The organism is Copranaerobaculum intestinale (genome assembly GCF_009831105.1).
Taxonomy (GTDB): Bacteria; Bacillota_I; Bacilli_A; order Erysipelotrichales; family Erysipelotrichaceae; genus Copranaerobaculum; species Copranaerobaculum intestinale.
In genome coordinates this window covers 611114-628031 of record NZ_WUUQ01000001.1, presented here as the reverse complement: position 1 = coordinate 628031, position 16918 = coordinate 611114, and the positions used below count along the sequence as shown (strand labels likewise).

Genomic DNA, 16918 nt, shown 5'->3' with positions numbered 1-16918 from the left:
ATGGAACGAACAGATTATGGTAGTTGACGGCTTCACAGTAGATTCATTTGTTTTTGATATTAATAAGCCACTCCCCTACTCAACAGTTGATCGTACGATGAAAGGTTAGGCGGAGAAAGCGGGCATTACAAAATTAAGCCCTCACGGCCTTAGACATAATCACATTTCGTATTTAATCAAAAATGGTATAAATTACTCGCCGTTGCTCAACGCGTGGGAGACACCGTAGAAATGATTTTAAAATATATGCACATTTATTTAAATAAAATGAGAAACAAATTATTATACTAATTGACGATCAATTATCATATTACCAAAAAATGTTCCAAAATTGTTCTAAATTATAACCAAACATTAAAAAAGCCCTTTGAATAGGGCTTATTTAACAAATGGTGCAGAAGAAGAGATTTGAACTCTCACGCGATCGCTCGCACTGCCGCCTGAAGACAGCGTGTCTGCCGTTCCACCACTTCTGCATTTTTTGATTGCCTATATATGATACTACATTTTTATCTGTTCGTCTACTACAAATTTTAATTTTTTGTGAAATATAATTTTCTATAATATTCAAAAGTTTTATGGATAAATACGTTATTTTATGACCTAAAATATCCCCTATATAAGCAATTTTTTATTTATTTTCTTGAGCGGCTTTCAATCTTAGACTTGTTCATTCTCTCGGCAATTTACCTTATACACAACTGCATTATCTTTAATTCTTATTCCCCGATAAGTTAGATCAGTTATTCCCTACACGGATATTTAATTAATTTAACGTAAGCAGATTCAGTTTATACTTCCATTTTAGAATCCGAATCAGAGATTGATCGATATCGGTTTCTGAAATTTGTCCATTCTGCACAGCCTGCACGACCGCAGGTATTTGGACTTCAAAATAGGTACTTAGGATAATGTCATTGCCAGCCTGCACCGCTTTGATCGCCGCTGCTTCATCGCCATATGCTGCCCGTACAGCATCCATGGCTAGGTCATCCGTCATGATAACTCCTTTAAACTTTAACTGACTGCGCAGCAGCTGATGAACCGATGCGGAAAGGGATGCAGGAGTATCAGCATCCATACTGGTTACAAGCACATGATTGACCAATACGCTGTCTGCGCCAGATTCGATGCCCTTAATAAAGGGGATAAGGTCTTCTTTTTGATATGTCTCTATACTTCGCCGATCAACGGCAAATCCAACATGCGTATCCGCGTTATTGCCATAGCCAGGAAAATGTTTAAGTACCGAGCCTACCTTATCTGTGCTCATTTGAGTAATTACCGTTTTGACATATTCGCCCGTCATATTGGCATTTTGTCCAAATGCCCGATCATAAATAAAATCCTCAGGATTCATCGAAAGATCGCTGACCGGGGCAAAATTAACATTCACACCGAGGCTTTTCAGCAGCGTGTCTTTTTCTTTTGTATCACTTGTTACCAAATCGAATCCGCCTTCAGCATATAAACTCTGCGGTGAATGAAACGGCACTGCCCGAAAACTGGGATGAATCGATATTCGATTAACCGTTCCACCTTCTTCATCAACTCCGATAAATAGAGGAATTTTCGAATGAGCTTGATAGCTTGCAGTCATCGCAGAAGCAGATGCCGGACTTTGATTAGCAAAATCTCTTCCAAATAAAACATAGCCGCCGATATGATAACGCTCTAGGTTTTCAATAGCATTATTTTGCGGGCAGCGGACAAAAAATAACTGGCCTACTTTTTCTTCCAATGACATCTGGTCTATCAGCATGATTATTTTTTTATTTACAAGCATTTCTTCTGATGGCTTCAGCAGTTTCATTTTCTTAGCTATCTTCTTTCCTTTTCTCATAATATACGTAATCTTAACCTGAATACCGGTATTGTACTCATAGGCGCCCATATCCATAATCACATCACGTGTATCAAAAACAGACATCTTCGTTTTTCCAGACAGCGCTATGGTTACTGAGTATTCATCGATCTGAACTACTGTTCCTGTTGATTTATGTATTTTAGGTTCAGAATTTTTTTGACCGCTTTCGGTCTTTTCGCACCCGCTTATGAGCAATAGGCATGTCACGATAACGATAAGTTTATTTTTCATATTGATCCAACATCCTTTATTTATTTTTATTATATAATATTTATCGTTATTAATAAATAAATAATTATTACTTATTATATTGGAATCAATAACAGATCTCGCAGGTAATCTGCACTGCACATATCTCATTTAATCTTTTAATTTATATACTTTTTATACTGATGCTAATCACAGAAAATTATGATCCATTGAAATATCTGCATATGAACTATACATATATATCATCCGCCATGAACCAGCAAGCAGTATTTCCAACAGCGTACATTTAGAAATTCCCGAAAAAGTCAGTTCGACAGAAAATTCATTTTCCAAGAGAATTTGATCTGCTGTATAAGCTCGGTAAGCTAGGTGAAAAGCATACAAAAAAGTCCGATATTTTCGGACTTTATTTACAAATGGTGCAGACGATGAGACTTGAACTCACACGAGCATACGCCCACTACCCCCTCAAAGTAGCGTGTCTGCCATTCCACCACGTCTGCGTGAATGCCTAATTATCATACAATATTTTAAGGAAATAATCTACTCTTTTTCAAAAAAACTGATTCTGATAAAAACATGTTTCGCGCTCATTGGGAAACAGAGTATAATAAAGGAAATGAAAGGGAGGATTTATACATGGAAAATTTTTTATATGACATTCCAACCAAGGTTTATTTTGGAGAAGGACAGATTGCGCATCTCCCAGAAGCTATCAAAGAATATGGCAGCCGCGTACTGCTTTGCTATGGCTCAGGAAGCATCAAAAAGATCGGACTCTATGATGAAATCATCCGGCTTTGTAAGGACCATCAGATTGAACTGTTTGAGTTGTGCGATATTGAGCCTAATCCGCGTGTAACATCGGTTAATGAGGGGGTTCGACTCTGCCGCGAACACAAGATTGATGTCGTTTTGGCCGTAGGCGGCGGCAGTACAATCGATTGTGCCAAAGTAATTGCTTCCAGTGTGGATTATGAAGGGGATGCTTGGGATATCGTCCTTGATAAAAAGAAGATAAAAAACGTACTGCCGATCATCGCCGTTTTGACACTTTCAGCAACCGGCAGTGAAATGGATCACGGTGCAGTTATATCCAATCTGGAAACTCACGATAAAATTGGAGTAGGACATCCGGATATGGCACCTCGTTATGCTTTTGAAGACCCGACCTATACGTATTCCGTTTCTCCTTATCAAACTGCTGCCGGGACTGCAGATATTATGTCACATATCATGGAATGCTACTTTCAAAGTACTCCCGGCACATATCTTGTAGACCGATTTGCGGAAGCGCTGTTAAAAACCTGCATTCACTATGGCCCGATCGCATGGAAGGAACCGGAAAATTATGAAGCGCGTGCCAATCTCATGTGGGCCAGCAGCTGGGCAATCAATGGACTTCTCAAATACGGCAAGTCCCAAAGCTGGACCGTACATCCGATGGAACATGAATTGAGTGCTTACTACGATATTACTCACGGAGTCGGCTTAGCAATTCTGACCCCTAATTGGATGAGCTACATTTTAAAAGAGGAGACGCTTGATAAGTTTGTTGAGTATGGGATAAATGTTTGGAATATTGATAAAAATCTTCCGAAAAAGGAAATTGCGGAAAAATCAATCCTTGCTACTCGAGAATTTTTCAATTCTTTAGGTATCGCTTCTACCCTAAAAGAAGTCGGTATCGGCGAGGAAAAGCTGGCATTGATGGCTGAGAAAGCCGCCGCTTCCCTGTCCAATGCCTATGTCCCGCTCAATAAGGATGATGTATTGACGATCTTTCAAAATTCTCTGGTTTAAAAAGACTGTCAACTTAGTCAACAGTCTGAAACGGTTCTAAGTGAACCGTTTTTTATTTACTTTATGCTTTTTCTTTTTTGCGTTTTTTCATAAAGAAGAATACAAGGATTCCGGCAAGAATCAGAAAACCGACTCCTGTATATACATACATCATTGGGAAGCTGTCCTTCTTTGTAGTTTTCTTTCCTTTGGATAATGGTGTCTCATTATCTTTGACGACTTCATTTTCATCATTGATTGTTAAATCCCCATCTTCAGTCCGGATAACTGCATTTCCTTGTTCATCAACATTGATTATCTGATTCGCTCCGACGACAACCGTGCCGTTGACACCCGGCTGCACAACTGTTTCCGCATTAGCTGTGTCGTTTACATCACGATAGAAGTAGATATGGGTTCTTGTACGTGAATAGAAGTCATGCGTATTGCTCGTGTTCTGTCCGCCCAAAAGCACATATTTGTTATTTCCTTTTTCGTAAGTGCTCGGAACGTTGATCAGCAATGCTTTATTCAATTCAGCTTTAACGGTTTTTGAAGATAAAACCGTGTTCTTTGTAATATCAAAATAAATAATTTTTACATCATAGCTGGTTACTTCTTTACCTTTAAGATTGTAATATACATTATACACGGTCTGATCTTGACCGAATGTATGTGTTACTGTTTTCGATTGACTTCCAGATAAAATATATGTTTCATTATCCTTATCAAAAGAATTCTTAACATCATAATGAATGGTCTTATTCACATCGACAGTAGTTTTATGTGTTTCTAAAACTTTACCATTTTCTAAATTTACGTAATTCACTGTAATATCATAAGGTTCATTTACTTTTACTTTTTCGTACTTAACTTTATAAAGCCGCGTTGCATTGTCATATTCATGCTGGATCGTTTTTGCTTCTCCTGCACTGCGGCGATATTCCGTCTTATTTGCTACTACCGAGTCGCTGGTATCATAAGATACTGATTGTCCCGGGTATACGCTTACTATATTTGTTTCTAATACGACATTGTTATACAGGTACTGAACGGTAATATTGTAAGCACGCTGAATACTGTCATCCTGAAGCATATACCGATATGTGTAGCTCTTACCGCCTTCTGCATACGTAGGGTTTAAAGCAGCAGCCTGACCGCTCATTAACTTATAATCTTTTCCGTTTATCCGAATTGCCGCATCCGGCTGAAAATGACCGCCGTCTTTCTCTGTTACAGTAAAAGTCTTCTCTGTCAACCGAACATTATTTTGATCAACATATATAACTGTACTTGTTTTGACTGGCATATTTATTTTTTCGTAATTGAAAGAAAGGCTCTTTGTCCCAAACGGAACTTCCTTATAATTGTTTCCGGAAACAGAATAGCTTTCATTATGAAACATATAAGTCAGTGGAGCAGTATAGCTGGTACCGCTGCCGCTGTTCACTACTGAATATGTCGCTACAACGTTATTGTTGATGAGATAATAAACCGGCATATTGTATGCATCATAAGCCTTTATCGAAGTACGGTAGCCGTCGTATTCCGCGATGAGAGAAAGACCGGCTGCGGCCGGTACGGTAACCCGCACGTTACTTCCCGCCGCAACAGCGACAGTATTAGCATATGCACTGCTGGAGTTTGATCCCCAATAGCGAACCGCTGATAAATTTTCATTTGTATTATTGGTAATAATAAATGCCCGTGTATCGGCATTATCAGCAACTGAGGTTGTTAGTGAAATCGGAGTCTGCAAACTCATATTGTCTTCTGCATGAATATTGAAAGCAGTTCCTGCTAACAATATTGTGAATGATAATACGATTCCCGAGAGAATCTTTCCCATTTTCTTTTTCATAATACAACCTCCGCTTACAATTCCTTTTACACCCCTATCTTATTACAGGACTGTCACATGCTTGTCACACGACAGATTATTTTTAAAAAACTTTTTCTATCATGAAACCTTTTAACATACAAAAAAGAGACTTTGGCAAATCTGCTAAAGTCTCTTTTCATAATCTTATTAAATCATTTTTCTGCGTCTCCATAGATATACAACAGAACCCATGGAAAACATCATCAGCATTATATATAGTTGAGTATTGGTCGTATCTCCGGTTTTTATACTAGGATTACCATCATAAATACCGCAGTCCCAGCTCATGTCATATCCGCCCTCAGACAGATAGAACGGACGCGTTACCGACCAATCCTGAATTCTTCGGATACCGTCAGAATCCCTTTCTATATCCGTTCCCTGATTCGGAGTCGTTACATAAGAATTCGGCAGGTAGAATTTTACACGGTAATAGCCTTCGGCCAATCCATCAAAACGATAATAGCCTGATGCATTGGTATAGGTTTCACCAACTTTTACCCAGCTGCTGTCGTTTAAATTCTCATCTTCACTGTGCTCCAGCACGACCAAGACATTGCCGATACCGGTGCCGGCTTCATCTTGAATGCCATTGCGGTTGGTATCAAACCAAACATAATCTCCTATACTGCCCGAGGTCTCAATAATGCCAGCATCCCAGCTCATATCTTCACTAGCATAGCCAAGCTTGATGATATCCGTTGGGAAGCCCCATCCCGCCATATAGGTAGGCAGTGCATTCGAATCAAGCTCGGCATCTCCGTTTCGCGGAATCGTAAGCTGAGTAAATGGTGTCAGATCAAAGAAAATACGATATTTAATTCCGGTATAGGTACTTCCTTCTAAATGGTCAAAACGATACCGTCCGTATTTATCTGTCATGGTTTCGCTTTGTACAGTCCAGAAGTCCTCACCAGGAGCTTGTCTTTGCAGATACACGCGTACATTGGCAATTGGCTGTTCATCCAAATCCTGAAGTCCGTCCTTGTTGCTGTCATTCCAGACATAATCTCCAAGACTGCTGTAACGTCGTGCTCCGCCGTCCCAATACTTTTCGATGCTGTTGCCCTTTACAGCGATCACATCGGTAAAGCCGCTTTCTCCGCTGTCTTCAACATAGGTAATATCACTGTCTATGGTATCATCAAAACCGATATTTCCTTTTACAATATCATACCCCTGCGGAAAAATGAAACGTACCTGATACGTGCCAGGAAGCAGTTTATCAAACACATAGGTTCCGTCATCCTTTACCGGCTGCGACATGTATGGATCTTTCTCGCGAATCCCGCTGACGACCCGATACAGCTCCACTTTTGTCTTTAACAGCGGAATATCCGCAGCCGCATTATTGTTCAGATCATCGAAATTGCGATCCTCAAAGGTGCGGCCGCTCAATGCGCTGTAATACGTCAATCCGGCATCAATGGACATATCAATACCGCGATCCTCCAGCTTGATCACATCGGTGCGAGCGACCTGATCATCGGTGGCAGGCACCATGTTTTTAGCGTCCGAATTAACATCAGCAGCATTCACATTATCGACATACTTTGTAAATTCATAGCGTGAATAGCCGGTGCTGGAGACCGAAGTTATATCAAATTCAACCACATACTCACCGGCCGGCAGCTCTTTAAATATATAGAATCCATCTTTATCCGTAGTCACGGATTTCTTATAGCGCAGAATTCCGTCCTTTTTCTCAAGCAGATTAACGGTTACACCCTCGATTCCCTTTTCATCCGCATCTTGAATACCGTTACGATTATCATCGATCCACACATAGTCTCCCAGCGCGCCAAGGCTGACAAAACCGGCATCAATCGTTGGATCATCTTCACCAAGCAGATTTCCATCGGCTTCTTTGGTAACCGTCAATCGAACAAAATCAGTCAAGCCATCGCTGTCAATATTGGAATCAGCTGCTGGATATGCCTTGCTTCCCGCATACTGTAAGGTTGGTTTATAGGAATACACAGATTCATCCACCGGTGATTCAAATTCCAATTTATAACTATAGATGACTTTACCCACAAAATCATTTGGATCATCAGAATCTTTACTTCTGCCCTCCAGCGGGTTGTTGCAGTCCAAATTATCAAAGAGATAATAACCGGACTGATCGGTTGTCGTTTTCTTTGTCCCGATGAGTACCGGTACAGCATCATCAATACCCTTTCGATACGTATACAGGGTCACACCAACACCTGACAGGGCCACATCACCCGCATCCTGAAGACCATCATTGTTGCGATCGACAAATGCGTAGTCACCAATCGAGCCTTTCGGCAGATTTACTTTCATCTTAACCGGATCATTTTCAGTACGATTATCATCACTGATTGCTTCACCGGCATCATGTCCGTCGCGCAGAACCGCACACATTGCGGAATTAAAATAAAATTTATCAGTGATATCGTCAATTTCATCCGTTGTGAAGTTTGGTGCAGTCATACCGATATGGATAGTAAAGTCAGAACCCTCGGCAAGCTTCATAGCTTGGAAGTCCACTTCTGCCCCAATCGCGGTAACCTGATCCATCGTATATCCGCTAAGATCCGTTACCCAATTACGGTTGCCGCTGGTCCATGCTCCGCTTTCCATCGTACCGTAAATCATTGGCAGATCCAATTCACGCTGTGCCGCGCTGCGATTTGCGGCGGTCCATGTTTCAATCGGATCAACACAATAATAAATCGTTACATATTGAGAAGGAATTTCTATTCCGTCATGATCATAGACCTTAACCCCGTCCTTTTTCAAGATCGGCCGCTTCACAATAGAGGTGCCGCGGTCTGTGGGGGTTCCGTTCAAATTGCTTCGATTCACCAAAGTATCTCCGGCAAAAGGCAGGATATCCAAAACTCTTGCTTTGGTTACTTTATTTGTTGAAGTAGAACCGTTTTTAACAACAATACGATAATCCATGCTTCCGTTTGGCACGGTGGTAGCTGCCTGTCCGGAACCTTTATATTCCTTATCTGACTGTCCTTTTGCTTCCTTATAAATGGACAGATTATTGATTTCGCTGACGCTGATCGCATCATGAGCAAATACATAGCGCGGTACTGATGAAGTTATCGGTCCGGAAGTACCGTCAATGATTTTATCAAGATCTTCATCATTTACCATCGCCCCACCCATGGAGGTTGCGTCAAATGAATTGCCATAAGGATTTTCAACTGACTGCGGAACCGTTTGTGAACTGCTTAAATAAGAAGGCGCGATCAAATTATTGACCGAATTACTGCCTCGTGATATATGCGTGGAGAATCGAACAAATAAGTTCATCCCCGGTTCAATCGTTAATCCGTCAAAGAACATCGTAATCTTCTTTGTCGTCTTAGACGTAGTAACAACCTCTCCTGCATCATTAATTTCTTTTGCGGCCGTATTTGATTCAACGATCCGAACATTCTTCAGATCAATCGTTTTTCCTTCACTTGGATTTTTACCGATCATGACCAAATACGGACTCGATTGACTCGGATATACGTCATCCAAGCTTAGTCCAACCGGCAGATCAAAGCTCACAATCGGAGAATCAAACAGCTGTGCAGCATTATACGACGTATTGCTTGCCTTCAGCGTATATAAAACCTGATCCCCCGGATTAAAGGTTTTTGTTCCCGCCTTGTCATTATCGACCGAAATATCAATATCCACTTTTGGACGGCTCGTCTGTAACAGCGGATACCGCACCTCAACAGTCTTTGTTTGCTGCTGATCTAATGTTTCTGAAACAACATTTCCGGTTTCATCCTTTACATTAAATTGATACTGCACATCAGCAGCGTTGGTGATGCGGCGGATTTCATGAGCGGACGCATCAGATGCACGCTGTTTGAATACCGCCTTGAAATCAATTCCGTCAGAATAGAAATTCGCTTTTGTTCCGGAATAGATAACCCGGAAATGAACTATTTTATCTGACAAGGCAGACACATCAACCGTTTCACCGGCAGCAGATAAATTTTGAACATCGTGAATGGTTTTCAAAGAAGTCCAAACCGTGCTGGACTGTCCGTATGTCTGATACTGGATCTCGGCATGAACAGGGGCATCTGAACCGCCGATATAAGCGCGGTGAATTGTAATAGATGAAATAGCATATGCATCTTTAGTCATTGCTTCATCCACATACAGGCTGTCTTTAAGATACTGCATTTTGATGTTATCATCTGTAACAATCACATTCTCAGCATCGATCTTATTTTGTCCGTCGGCAAAGCCGAAGATCTTAAACGCAACCTTGCTGTCGCTTTCCAGCAGACTCATCGTATCCTGCTCGTCAACAGAAGATGCTTTATCATATTCATGGGCATACATCTGCTTATCTTCACCGTTCACGCTGCGCGATCCGGATACCGATAGGATACCTTTATCTACCTTGAATTTATATTGTTCATAATTGTTCTTCAACGTATTTTTGAAAGCGATATAATTATCCGTATCACCATACTGCTCATTATTGGCTATAATAATATCCGTACTTTGAAGTGGTTTTACCGTAACAACTTTCTCGAGCATTTCATATTGTTCATCCAATGAATAGCCGCTTGGAGCCTCTACTTCCCGAACCAGATAGGCAGTACCGCTCTTGCTGGCTGCCAGCAGCTTACTGAAGCCGTAACCATCCGCATTTGTTGTGATAACTTCCTCCGGAATATTTTTTGGCTTTCCATGTTCATCATAGGCATACACATGAAAGACTGCATTCTTTAACGGTTTTCCTGCAGTGTCCGTCTTATGAATAACGAGTTTCCCCATAGTGGACTCATTATAAATCTGACCGCCGCTGATATAAGCAGGATCATCGGTTCGATCCGGCGTATAGGTTTTAACTTCAGACTGTTTACTGAGAACTGTTACTTCATAGTAAGCGTCATTCTGCGCAAAACCAGTCAATCCGTTTGTTTCCTTTACTGTGTAAATGCCTGGCTCCAAATTCTTCCATAAAGCAATTCCATGCTCATTTGTCTTCAAAGAAGCAACGAGAGTATCCGCAGAAATTTGCGTATGGTCACCTTTATAAAGGGAGAATGTAACGCTAGCCAAGGTCTGCTGCGCACCGGTTTTATCATATACATGCGCATCGCTGTATTTGGTAATTTCAACATTCCCCAGCGCTTGGTTGATGATCTTGCCGCTTTCATGATTCGCAACAGTGGTAATCTGTTTAGCCGTAATCGTGAACGGTATCGGAGCGGTTAATCGCTGATAGCTGTCCGGTGCTGCGGTTTCGATCAGCTGATAAGCTCCCGGCTCCAGCATGCCCGATTCAAAACTGCCGTTTTTACTTGGATGGAAGGCTTCATATCCTGCTACATCCACAAAGTTTCCTGAATCATTTCGCTTCTGTAACTGGAATGTTGCCTTCACGACACTTGTCTCATCCATTGCGATCGGATGATCTGTATCAATTGTCATTTTCGTAAATATGAATTTGACGGAGAGATAGTATGGCTATTATTAAAAACGAAATACCGATTTTGGAGTTTGATACAGAGCAGACAGCAGTTCTTAATCCCACTCATGAAAATCTTGGTTTGAACTTACCCAAGAAATGTGTGTTCGCATTTCTTGGTGCTTACATAGATGAATATGCCAGTAAAAGTGATACCAAACAGGTATCCACTTTTGAGAGTGCAACGAAGCATTATCCCATTTACATCACCAAATACAAGGGTGAGGACATTGTGCTTTGTCAAGCACCCGTTGGTGCGGCAGCAGCCACACAGATACTTGATTGGCTGATTGGTTATGGTGTAAGAGAGGTAATCTCGGCAGGTAGTTGCGGTGCTCTGGAAAAGTTCCCCGAAAGTACATTCCTCGTACCAAACAAGGCTCTGCGTGATGAGGGAACATCTTATCACTATGCGCCCCCTTCTCGATTTGTGGAAATCAGCGAGAAGGCAAGAAAAGCAATTGAAGAAACCATTCTTGAGCATAGTATGAAATATCAGGAGGTTATAACCTGGTCAACGGATGGATTTTTCCGTGAAACCAAAGAAAAGGTGGCTTATCGCAAAAGTGAAGGCTGTGCAGTTGTAGAAATGGAATGTTCTGCTCTGGCGGCCTGTGCTGATTTCAGAGGGGCAACCTGGGGTATGATACTTTATACCGCAGACAGTCTTGCAGATGTTGACAAATACGACGAAAGAAACTGGGGCGGTAATGCATACGAATATGCACTTACGCTCTGCCTTGATGCGGTTATCAAATTATAAGAACAGTTAGAATCAATCTTTTTTTGTGATATAATTTTATTGAGGTGAATGAAATGAGGACTGAAAAAGAAATATACGATTTAGTTTTGAATTTTGCTTTTCAAGATGAGAGAATTAGAATTGTAACTCTTGAGGGGTCTCGCACTAATGTTAATATACCAAAAGACAATCTTCAAGATTATGATATTACTTTTTTTGTTATAGATATGGGAGAATTTTTGAAAAGCGATGACTGGCTTAGTGTTTTTGGTAACAGAATTATGATGCAAAAACCTGAAGATATGGAATTATTTCCTCCAGAAGAAAAAGGATTTTCTTATATAATGCTTTTTGATGATGGTGTAAAGATTGATTTAACTTTGTTACCTGTTTCAATGCTTGAGGAGTATCTTACTCGCGATAAACTTGTAAAAATCATGTTAGATAAAGATAATATGATTAAAACAGAAATAGTTCCCACAGATGAAGATTATTACATTAAGTGTCCAACAGAAAGAAAGTTTGATGACTGTTGTAACGAATTTTGGAATGTTGCAACATATGTATCCAAGGGCTTACTTCGTGGTGAAATACTATTTGCAATAGACCATATGAATGAAGTATTACGTCATGAGCTTCTTAGGATGATTAGTTGGTATGTCGGTACTGAAAAAGGATTTAATTTCAGTTTGGGTAAAAACTATAAATTTTTAGATAAGCATATTTCAAAAGAATTGTGGGATAACTTACTAAATACATATTCAATGAGTTCGTATGAAGAAATGTGGAAATCGTTTGATTTGTGTCTATGTTTGTTCAAAAAAATATCTAAAAAAGTGGCAGATTCACTTGGTTATAATTATCCTGATTATGATGAAAACGTTACAAAATATTTGGAAACACAAAAGAGAATTTCAAATAAATATCTTTATGGTAATAGGTATTGACAAATTCATATTTGTCTAACTTACTCTAAATTAGCAAAGACCGCTTACAAAAGTGTAGGCGGTCTTTATTCGTGTTCAGATATATTTGATTTTGAACTTTCTTTTCTTGGCTGAAAGCACCTTGCAAAGAATATCATCTGCTGCGTCCGTGTATCTGCCTTGTGCTATCAGGCTGTTCTTCAAACGGATAAGTGATTGCAGCACTTCGCTGTATTCGTCCTTGGAAAGGTATAAATGATATTTTTGTTCTTTCAAAACAACCACCTCCTGTTACCGCAATTATATAATAAGAAATGGCATAGAAGTAGTGTGCGATTGTCGCTTGACCACCCCTAAATGAACGAATTAACAGGGTAACGAACGCCTTATTCATTAGCAGGAATTTTGCTCGAATTTTTCTGCCATTAGCAGAGAGGGCATTTTCATTAGCAAAATAGCGAAAATCCTGCTAATTTTTATTAGCAAGTCGTTCACCTGAAAGGCGGACGACATTCGTCCTAATTTCCATTAGCTGACGGAGATTTTGCTAATGAAAATCTGTGAATTTTACGATTTTTCACTTTTTCCGTAAAAATGAAAAAACGCCGGAAACCCTTGATTTTACTGGGTTTTCCGGCGGAGTTTTTGGCGTTCCCGAGGTGATTCGAACACCCGACCTACCGCTTAGGAGTTCTCTGCGAACCGTGGTAGCTAGAAGTTCGATTATCCTCTTGGGAGCGTTTAATGCCGTAAATTAAAGCATAAGTGCTTGTTATGTTTAATTGTTGATACTCTCTGGTGTACCCTCATACACCGTAGAGTGTTAGCAGGTTGTTAGCAACAAAGGCTAATTTAAAGCTTTAATTTATCAGAAAACATTACAAACAAACTATAAATCATTTATCACTAGAAATCAAGATACTCGTATGTTATAGACGTTCAGAAATGAGCGTCTATTTTTATACCAAAAATGAAAGGAGTATTAAAATTTATGAAAAAGACATTGAAACGATTGTGTACGGGCTTCTTAGCTCTTGCAACTATCGTTACTGCTTTACCGACTACACCCGTTCATGCAGAAAGTAAGCAATACTGGACAGAAAGTGCAGAGCGTGTCGGTATCATTGAAAAAGTAATGAATGACGGTTCTATCGGCTCGACATTCAATGAGGGCATGATGAAAGTTGAGGGCAAAACAGCCTATTGTATCGACATTAACACAGATTTTAGGAATGGCTACAAGACCAGAGCTGACGCAAGCTCACGCATGAATGCCAACCAGATTTCAGATGTGGCGTTATCCTTAGAGTATGTCAAACAGTATGGCGAAGCTCACAAGGAACTGAACTACAAGCAAGTCTATCTGTTGGAACAATGTGTAGTCTGGCAGAGATTGAGCGTACATCTTGGCTGGCAATGCGATAACGTGCGAGCTTCTTATGATGAAATTCCAAAGGCAACGCAGGACGAAGTTTTCTCTGGTGCAAGAACCTTTGTCAAAGAAAATAAAGGACGCTATGAATGTGGCGGTTATATCTACTCTGGCGAGGGGCAGGAATTGGGGCAATTCTGGGCGAAGCTGAATGTTGGAAATGCGAAACTTAAAAAGACTTCCAGTAATGCCAGCATTACAGACGGTAACGGGAATTACTCAATCGCTGGTGCGACCTATGGTGTCTTTACTGATAAGGACTGCACGAAACAGCTTGCCACCCTTACGACTGATGAAAACGGAAATACAGATGTTGCAGAGGTAAAAGCAGGCACAGTCTATATCAAGGAATTATCCGCACCAGCAGGATATAAAGTAGATAAAACTGTATATTCCTTAAAGATTGAAGCTGGAAAGACGGCGACTTTGAACGTATCTGATACGCCAAAAGTAACGGACACTTTGATTGAGCTTTTCAAGATAGATATGGAAACAAAGAAAGACAATCCGCAAGGGAACGCTTCTTTAGCAGGTGCGGAATTTACATGGAAGTATTATGCTGGCTTCTATAACAAAGACAATCTCCCTGCCGAAGCTACTCGAACATGGGTTACAAAGACAATCGCTGAAACAGACAGCTACGGGACAACTCATTACATCACAAAATTAGCGGACGCATACAAGGTGTCTGGCGACAGCTTCTATATGCAAGACGGAAAAGCCGTTCTTCCACTTGGGACACTAACCATAGAAGAAACAAAAGCTCCAAACGGCTACTTGTTAGAGGGTGCATATATGCAGGCTGGCGATAAGTCCGAACAGATAAAGGGCTTATATGTAACACAGATTACCGAGGACGACGACCTTGCCGTATTATCTGGAAGTAACCAGTTTTCCGTATCAGACAAGGTTATCCGTGGCGGTGTGAAAATTCAGAAGCGAGATTTAGAAACGGGCGATATGAAGCCACAAGGAAGTGCAACCTTGAAAGATACTGCTTTTGACATCATTTCCTTAAATGATAATTCTGTTTTGGTTGAGGGCAAGCTATACAAGAAAAATGAAGTGGTAAAGACAATTCGTACCGATATTGAGGGTGTCGCTTCTACTTCTGCTGACCTCTTACCTTATGGAAAATTCCGTATTGTTGAGAGTGAAGCTCCCGACGGTTACTTAACTGACGGTGCAAAGCCGATTGATTTTACAATCACAGAAAATGGAAAAATCGTGGACTTAACCGACAAAGCCCATTCTATCTATAATCAGATTAAGCGTGGAGATATTGAGGGTGTAAAAATCGGTGCAGGCACACACAAGCGTCTTGCTGATGTTCCCTTTAGGATCACAAGCAAGACGACAGGAGAAAGTCATATCGTGGTAACTGACAATAACGGGCAGTTCTCCACTTCTGCTGACTGGGCTTCTCATAAGCACAATACCAACGCAGGCAAGACCAGCGAGGACGGTGTGTGGTTTGGAACTTCTGAACCAGACGACAGCAAAGGTGCGTTACCTTACGATACTTACGTCATTGAGGAATTACGCTCTGAAAGCAACAAAGGCTTTGAACTTATCCCACCTTTTGAAATCGTGGTATCAAGAAATAATCTTTTGATTGATTTAGGAACGCTGACTGATGAATACGAAAAAGAAATCTCTATCCATACCACAGCGACCAGCAAGGACGGCGAAAAGACTATCCTTGCAGGAAAAGAGATTACGATTGTTGATACTGTCAAATTAGACGGACTTACAAAAGGCACAAAATATCAGCTCAAAGGCTGGCAGATGTTAAAAGAGGAAAACGCCGAGCTTATCATTGACGGGAAACGTGCAGAAAATGATTATACCTTTGTCGCTGATGAGGAAGAAATGAAAGTGGAAATTGCCTATACATTCAATGCGTCTGCTTTAGGTGGCAAGAACCTTGTTACCTTTGAAGAATTGTATGATTTGAGCAATCCAGACGAACCCGTGAAAGTTGCGGAACACAAAGACATTGAGGACGACGGGCAGACCGTTTTAATCACAGAGCGTATCATCAAAATTCATACGACTGCTACGAATAAGGACGGCAACAAAGAGCTTGAAGCTGGAAAAAACGTTACAATCATTGATACCGTAACCTTAGAGGGCTTAGAAGTTGGTACACAGTACAAACTTGTGGGCTGGCAGATGTTGAAAGAAGAAAATGCAGAACTTCTTATCAATGGAAAATGTGTGGAAAATGATTATACGTTTACTGCTGACAGCGAAACTATGAAAGTGGAAGTTGCTTTTACGTTTGACGCTACTTCTCTTGACGGTAAACAGCTTGTAACTTTTGAAGAATTGTACGATTTAAGCAATCCAGACGAGCCGAAGAAAGTTACCGAGCATAAGGATATTGAGGATAAGGGACAGACGATTACCTTTAAGGAAAAGCCAGAAGAACCAGAGAAACCCGAAACACCACAGATACCAGAAAAGCCGAGCAGACCGAGCGACAGTCCCAAAACGGGCGACAGTACAAATGTAATGGCATTTCTTGTGATGTTGCTTGCGTCTGCTGGTGGACTGGCTGGAACATATCTTTACAAACGCCGTAAAATGAAGAAATCATAAGGC

The 16918-nt window shown here is 40.7% G+C and carries 8 protein-coding genes and 2 tRNA genes; 4 read left to right on the top strand and 6 right to left on the bottom strand.

The genetic code is table 11. From position 1 onward, the window contains the following. Window positions 1–390: 390 nt before the first annotated feature. The 3 genes from GSF08_RS03120 to GSF08_RS03110 form a co-directional block, all read right to left on the bottom strand. A tRNA-Leu gene (locus tag GSF08_RS03120) sits at window positions 391–476 on the bottom strand. Window positions 477–766: 290 nt separating this feature from the next. After that, window positions 767–2098: a glycoside hydrolase family 3 protein gene (locus tag GSF08_RS03115; RefSeq protein WP_160624367.1), complete on the bottom strand. Its 1332-nt coding sequence runs from the start codon at window positions 2096–2098 to the stop codon at window positions 767–769. Window positions 2099–2494: 396 nt separating this feature from the next. After that, window positions 2495–2580 (bottom strand) — tRNA-Leu (locus GSF08_RS03110). A 136-nt stretch (window positions 2581–2716) separates the two neighbouring features. Here GSF08_RS03110 and GSF08_RS03105 point away from each other — a divergent pair. Next, window positions 2717–3880, top strand: coding sequence for an iron-containing alcohol dehydrogenase (locus tag GSF08_RS03105; RefSeq protein ID WP_160624366.1), 1164 nt, complete (start codon window positions 2717–2719; stop codon window positions 3878–3880). A 61-nt stretch (window positions 3881–3941) separates the two neighbouring features. On the opposite strand, the gene GSF08_RS03100 is transcribed toward GSF08_RS03105, so the two are convergent. Both GSF08_RS03100 and GSF08_RS03095 read right to left on the bottom strand, forming a co-directional pair. Further along, the gene (locus GSF08_RS03100; RefSeq protein ID WP_160624365.1) at window positions 3942–5720 is read right to left on the bottom strand and encodes a hypothetical protein; all 1779 of its coding nucleotides are present in this window, start codon (window positions 5718–5720) and stop codon (window positions 3942–3944) included. A 168-nt stretch (window positions 5721–5888) separates the two neighbouring features. Then, entirely contained in the window at window positions 5889–11174 is a 5286-nt protein-coding gene (locus GSF08_RS03095) for an SdrD B-like domain-containing protein (protein ID WP_160624364.1), read from the bottom strand. A 32-nt stretch (window positions 11175–11206) separates the two neighbouring features. Here GSF08_RS03095 and GSF08_RS03090 point away from each other — a divergent pair, with 32 nt between their 5' ends. Both GSF08_RS03090 and ant(6) read left to right on the top strand, forming a co-directional pair. Further along, on the top strand, window positions 11207–11974 hold the full coding sequence (locus tag GSF08_RS03090) for a nucleoside phosphorylase (RefSeq protein ID WP_002582179.1): 768 nt from the start codon (window positions 11207–11209) through the stop codon (window positions 11972–11974). 53 nt (window positions 11975–12027) lie between these two features. Further along, entirely contained in the window at window positions 12028–12900 is an 873-nt protein-coding gene (gene ant(6), locus GSF08_RS03085) for an aminoglycoside 6-adenylyltransferase (protein WP_002582178.1), read from the top strand. A gap of 75 nt (window positions 12901–12975) precedes the next feature. Here ant(6) and GSF08_RS03080 read toward each other — a convergent pair whose 3' ends face one another. Beyond that, the gene (locus GSF08_RS03080; RefSeq protein WP_257362619.1) at window positions 12976–13164 is read right to left on the bottom strand and encodes a hypothetical protein; all 189 of its coding nucleotides are present in this window, start codon (window positions 13162–13164) and stop codon (window positions 12976–12978) included. Window positions 13165–13870: 706 nt separating this feature from the next. On the opposite strand from GSF08_RS03080, the gene GSF08_RS03075 reads away from it, so the two are divergent. Further along, on the top strand, window positions 13871–16915 hold the full coding sequence (locus GSF08_RS03075; protein WP_021401955.1) for an SrtB-anchored collagen-binding adhesin: 3045 nt from the start codon (window positions 13871–13873) through the stop codon (window positions 16913–16915). Window positions 16916–16918: the final 3 nt, after the last annotated feature.

What these genes read in the sequence shown, in the direction of transcription:
- GSF08_RS03115 (WP_160624367.1), bottom strand. Translation starts at nt 2,098, where the DNA reads ATGAAAAATAAACTTATCGTTATCGTGACATGCCTATTGCTCATAAGC.
- GSF08_RS03105 (WP_160624366.1), top strand. Translation starts at nt 2,717, where the DNA reads ATGGAAAATTTTTTATATGACATTCCAACCAAGGTTTATTTTGGAGAA.
- GSF08_RS03100 (WP_160624365.1), bottom strand. Translation starts at nt 5,720, where the DNA reads ATGAAAAAGAAAATGGGAAAGATTCTCTCGGGAATCGTATTATCATTC.
- GSF08_RS03095 (WP_160624364.1), bottom strand. Translation starts at nt 11,174, where the DNA reads ATGACAATTGATACAGATCATCCGATCGCAATGGATGAGACAAGTGTC.
- GSF08_RS03090 (WP_002582179.1), top strand. Translation starts at nt 11,207, where the DNA reads ATGGCTATTATTAAAAACGAAATACCGATTTTGGAGTTTGATACAGAG.
- GSF08_RS03075 (WP_021401955.1), top strand. Translation starts at nt 13,871, where the DNA reads ATGAAAAAGACATTGAAACGATTGTGTACGGGCTTCTTAGCTCTTGCA.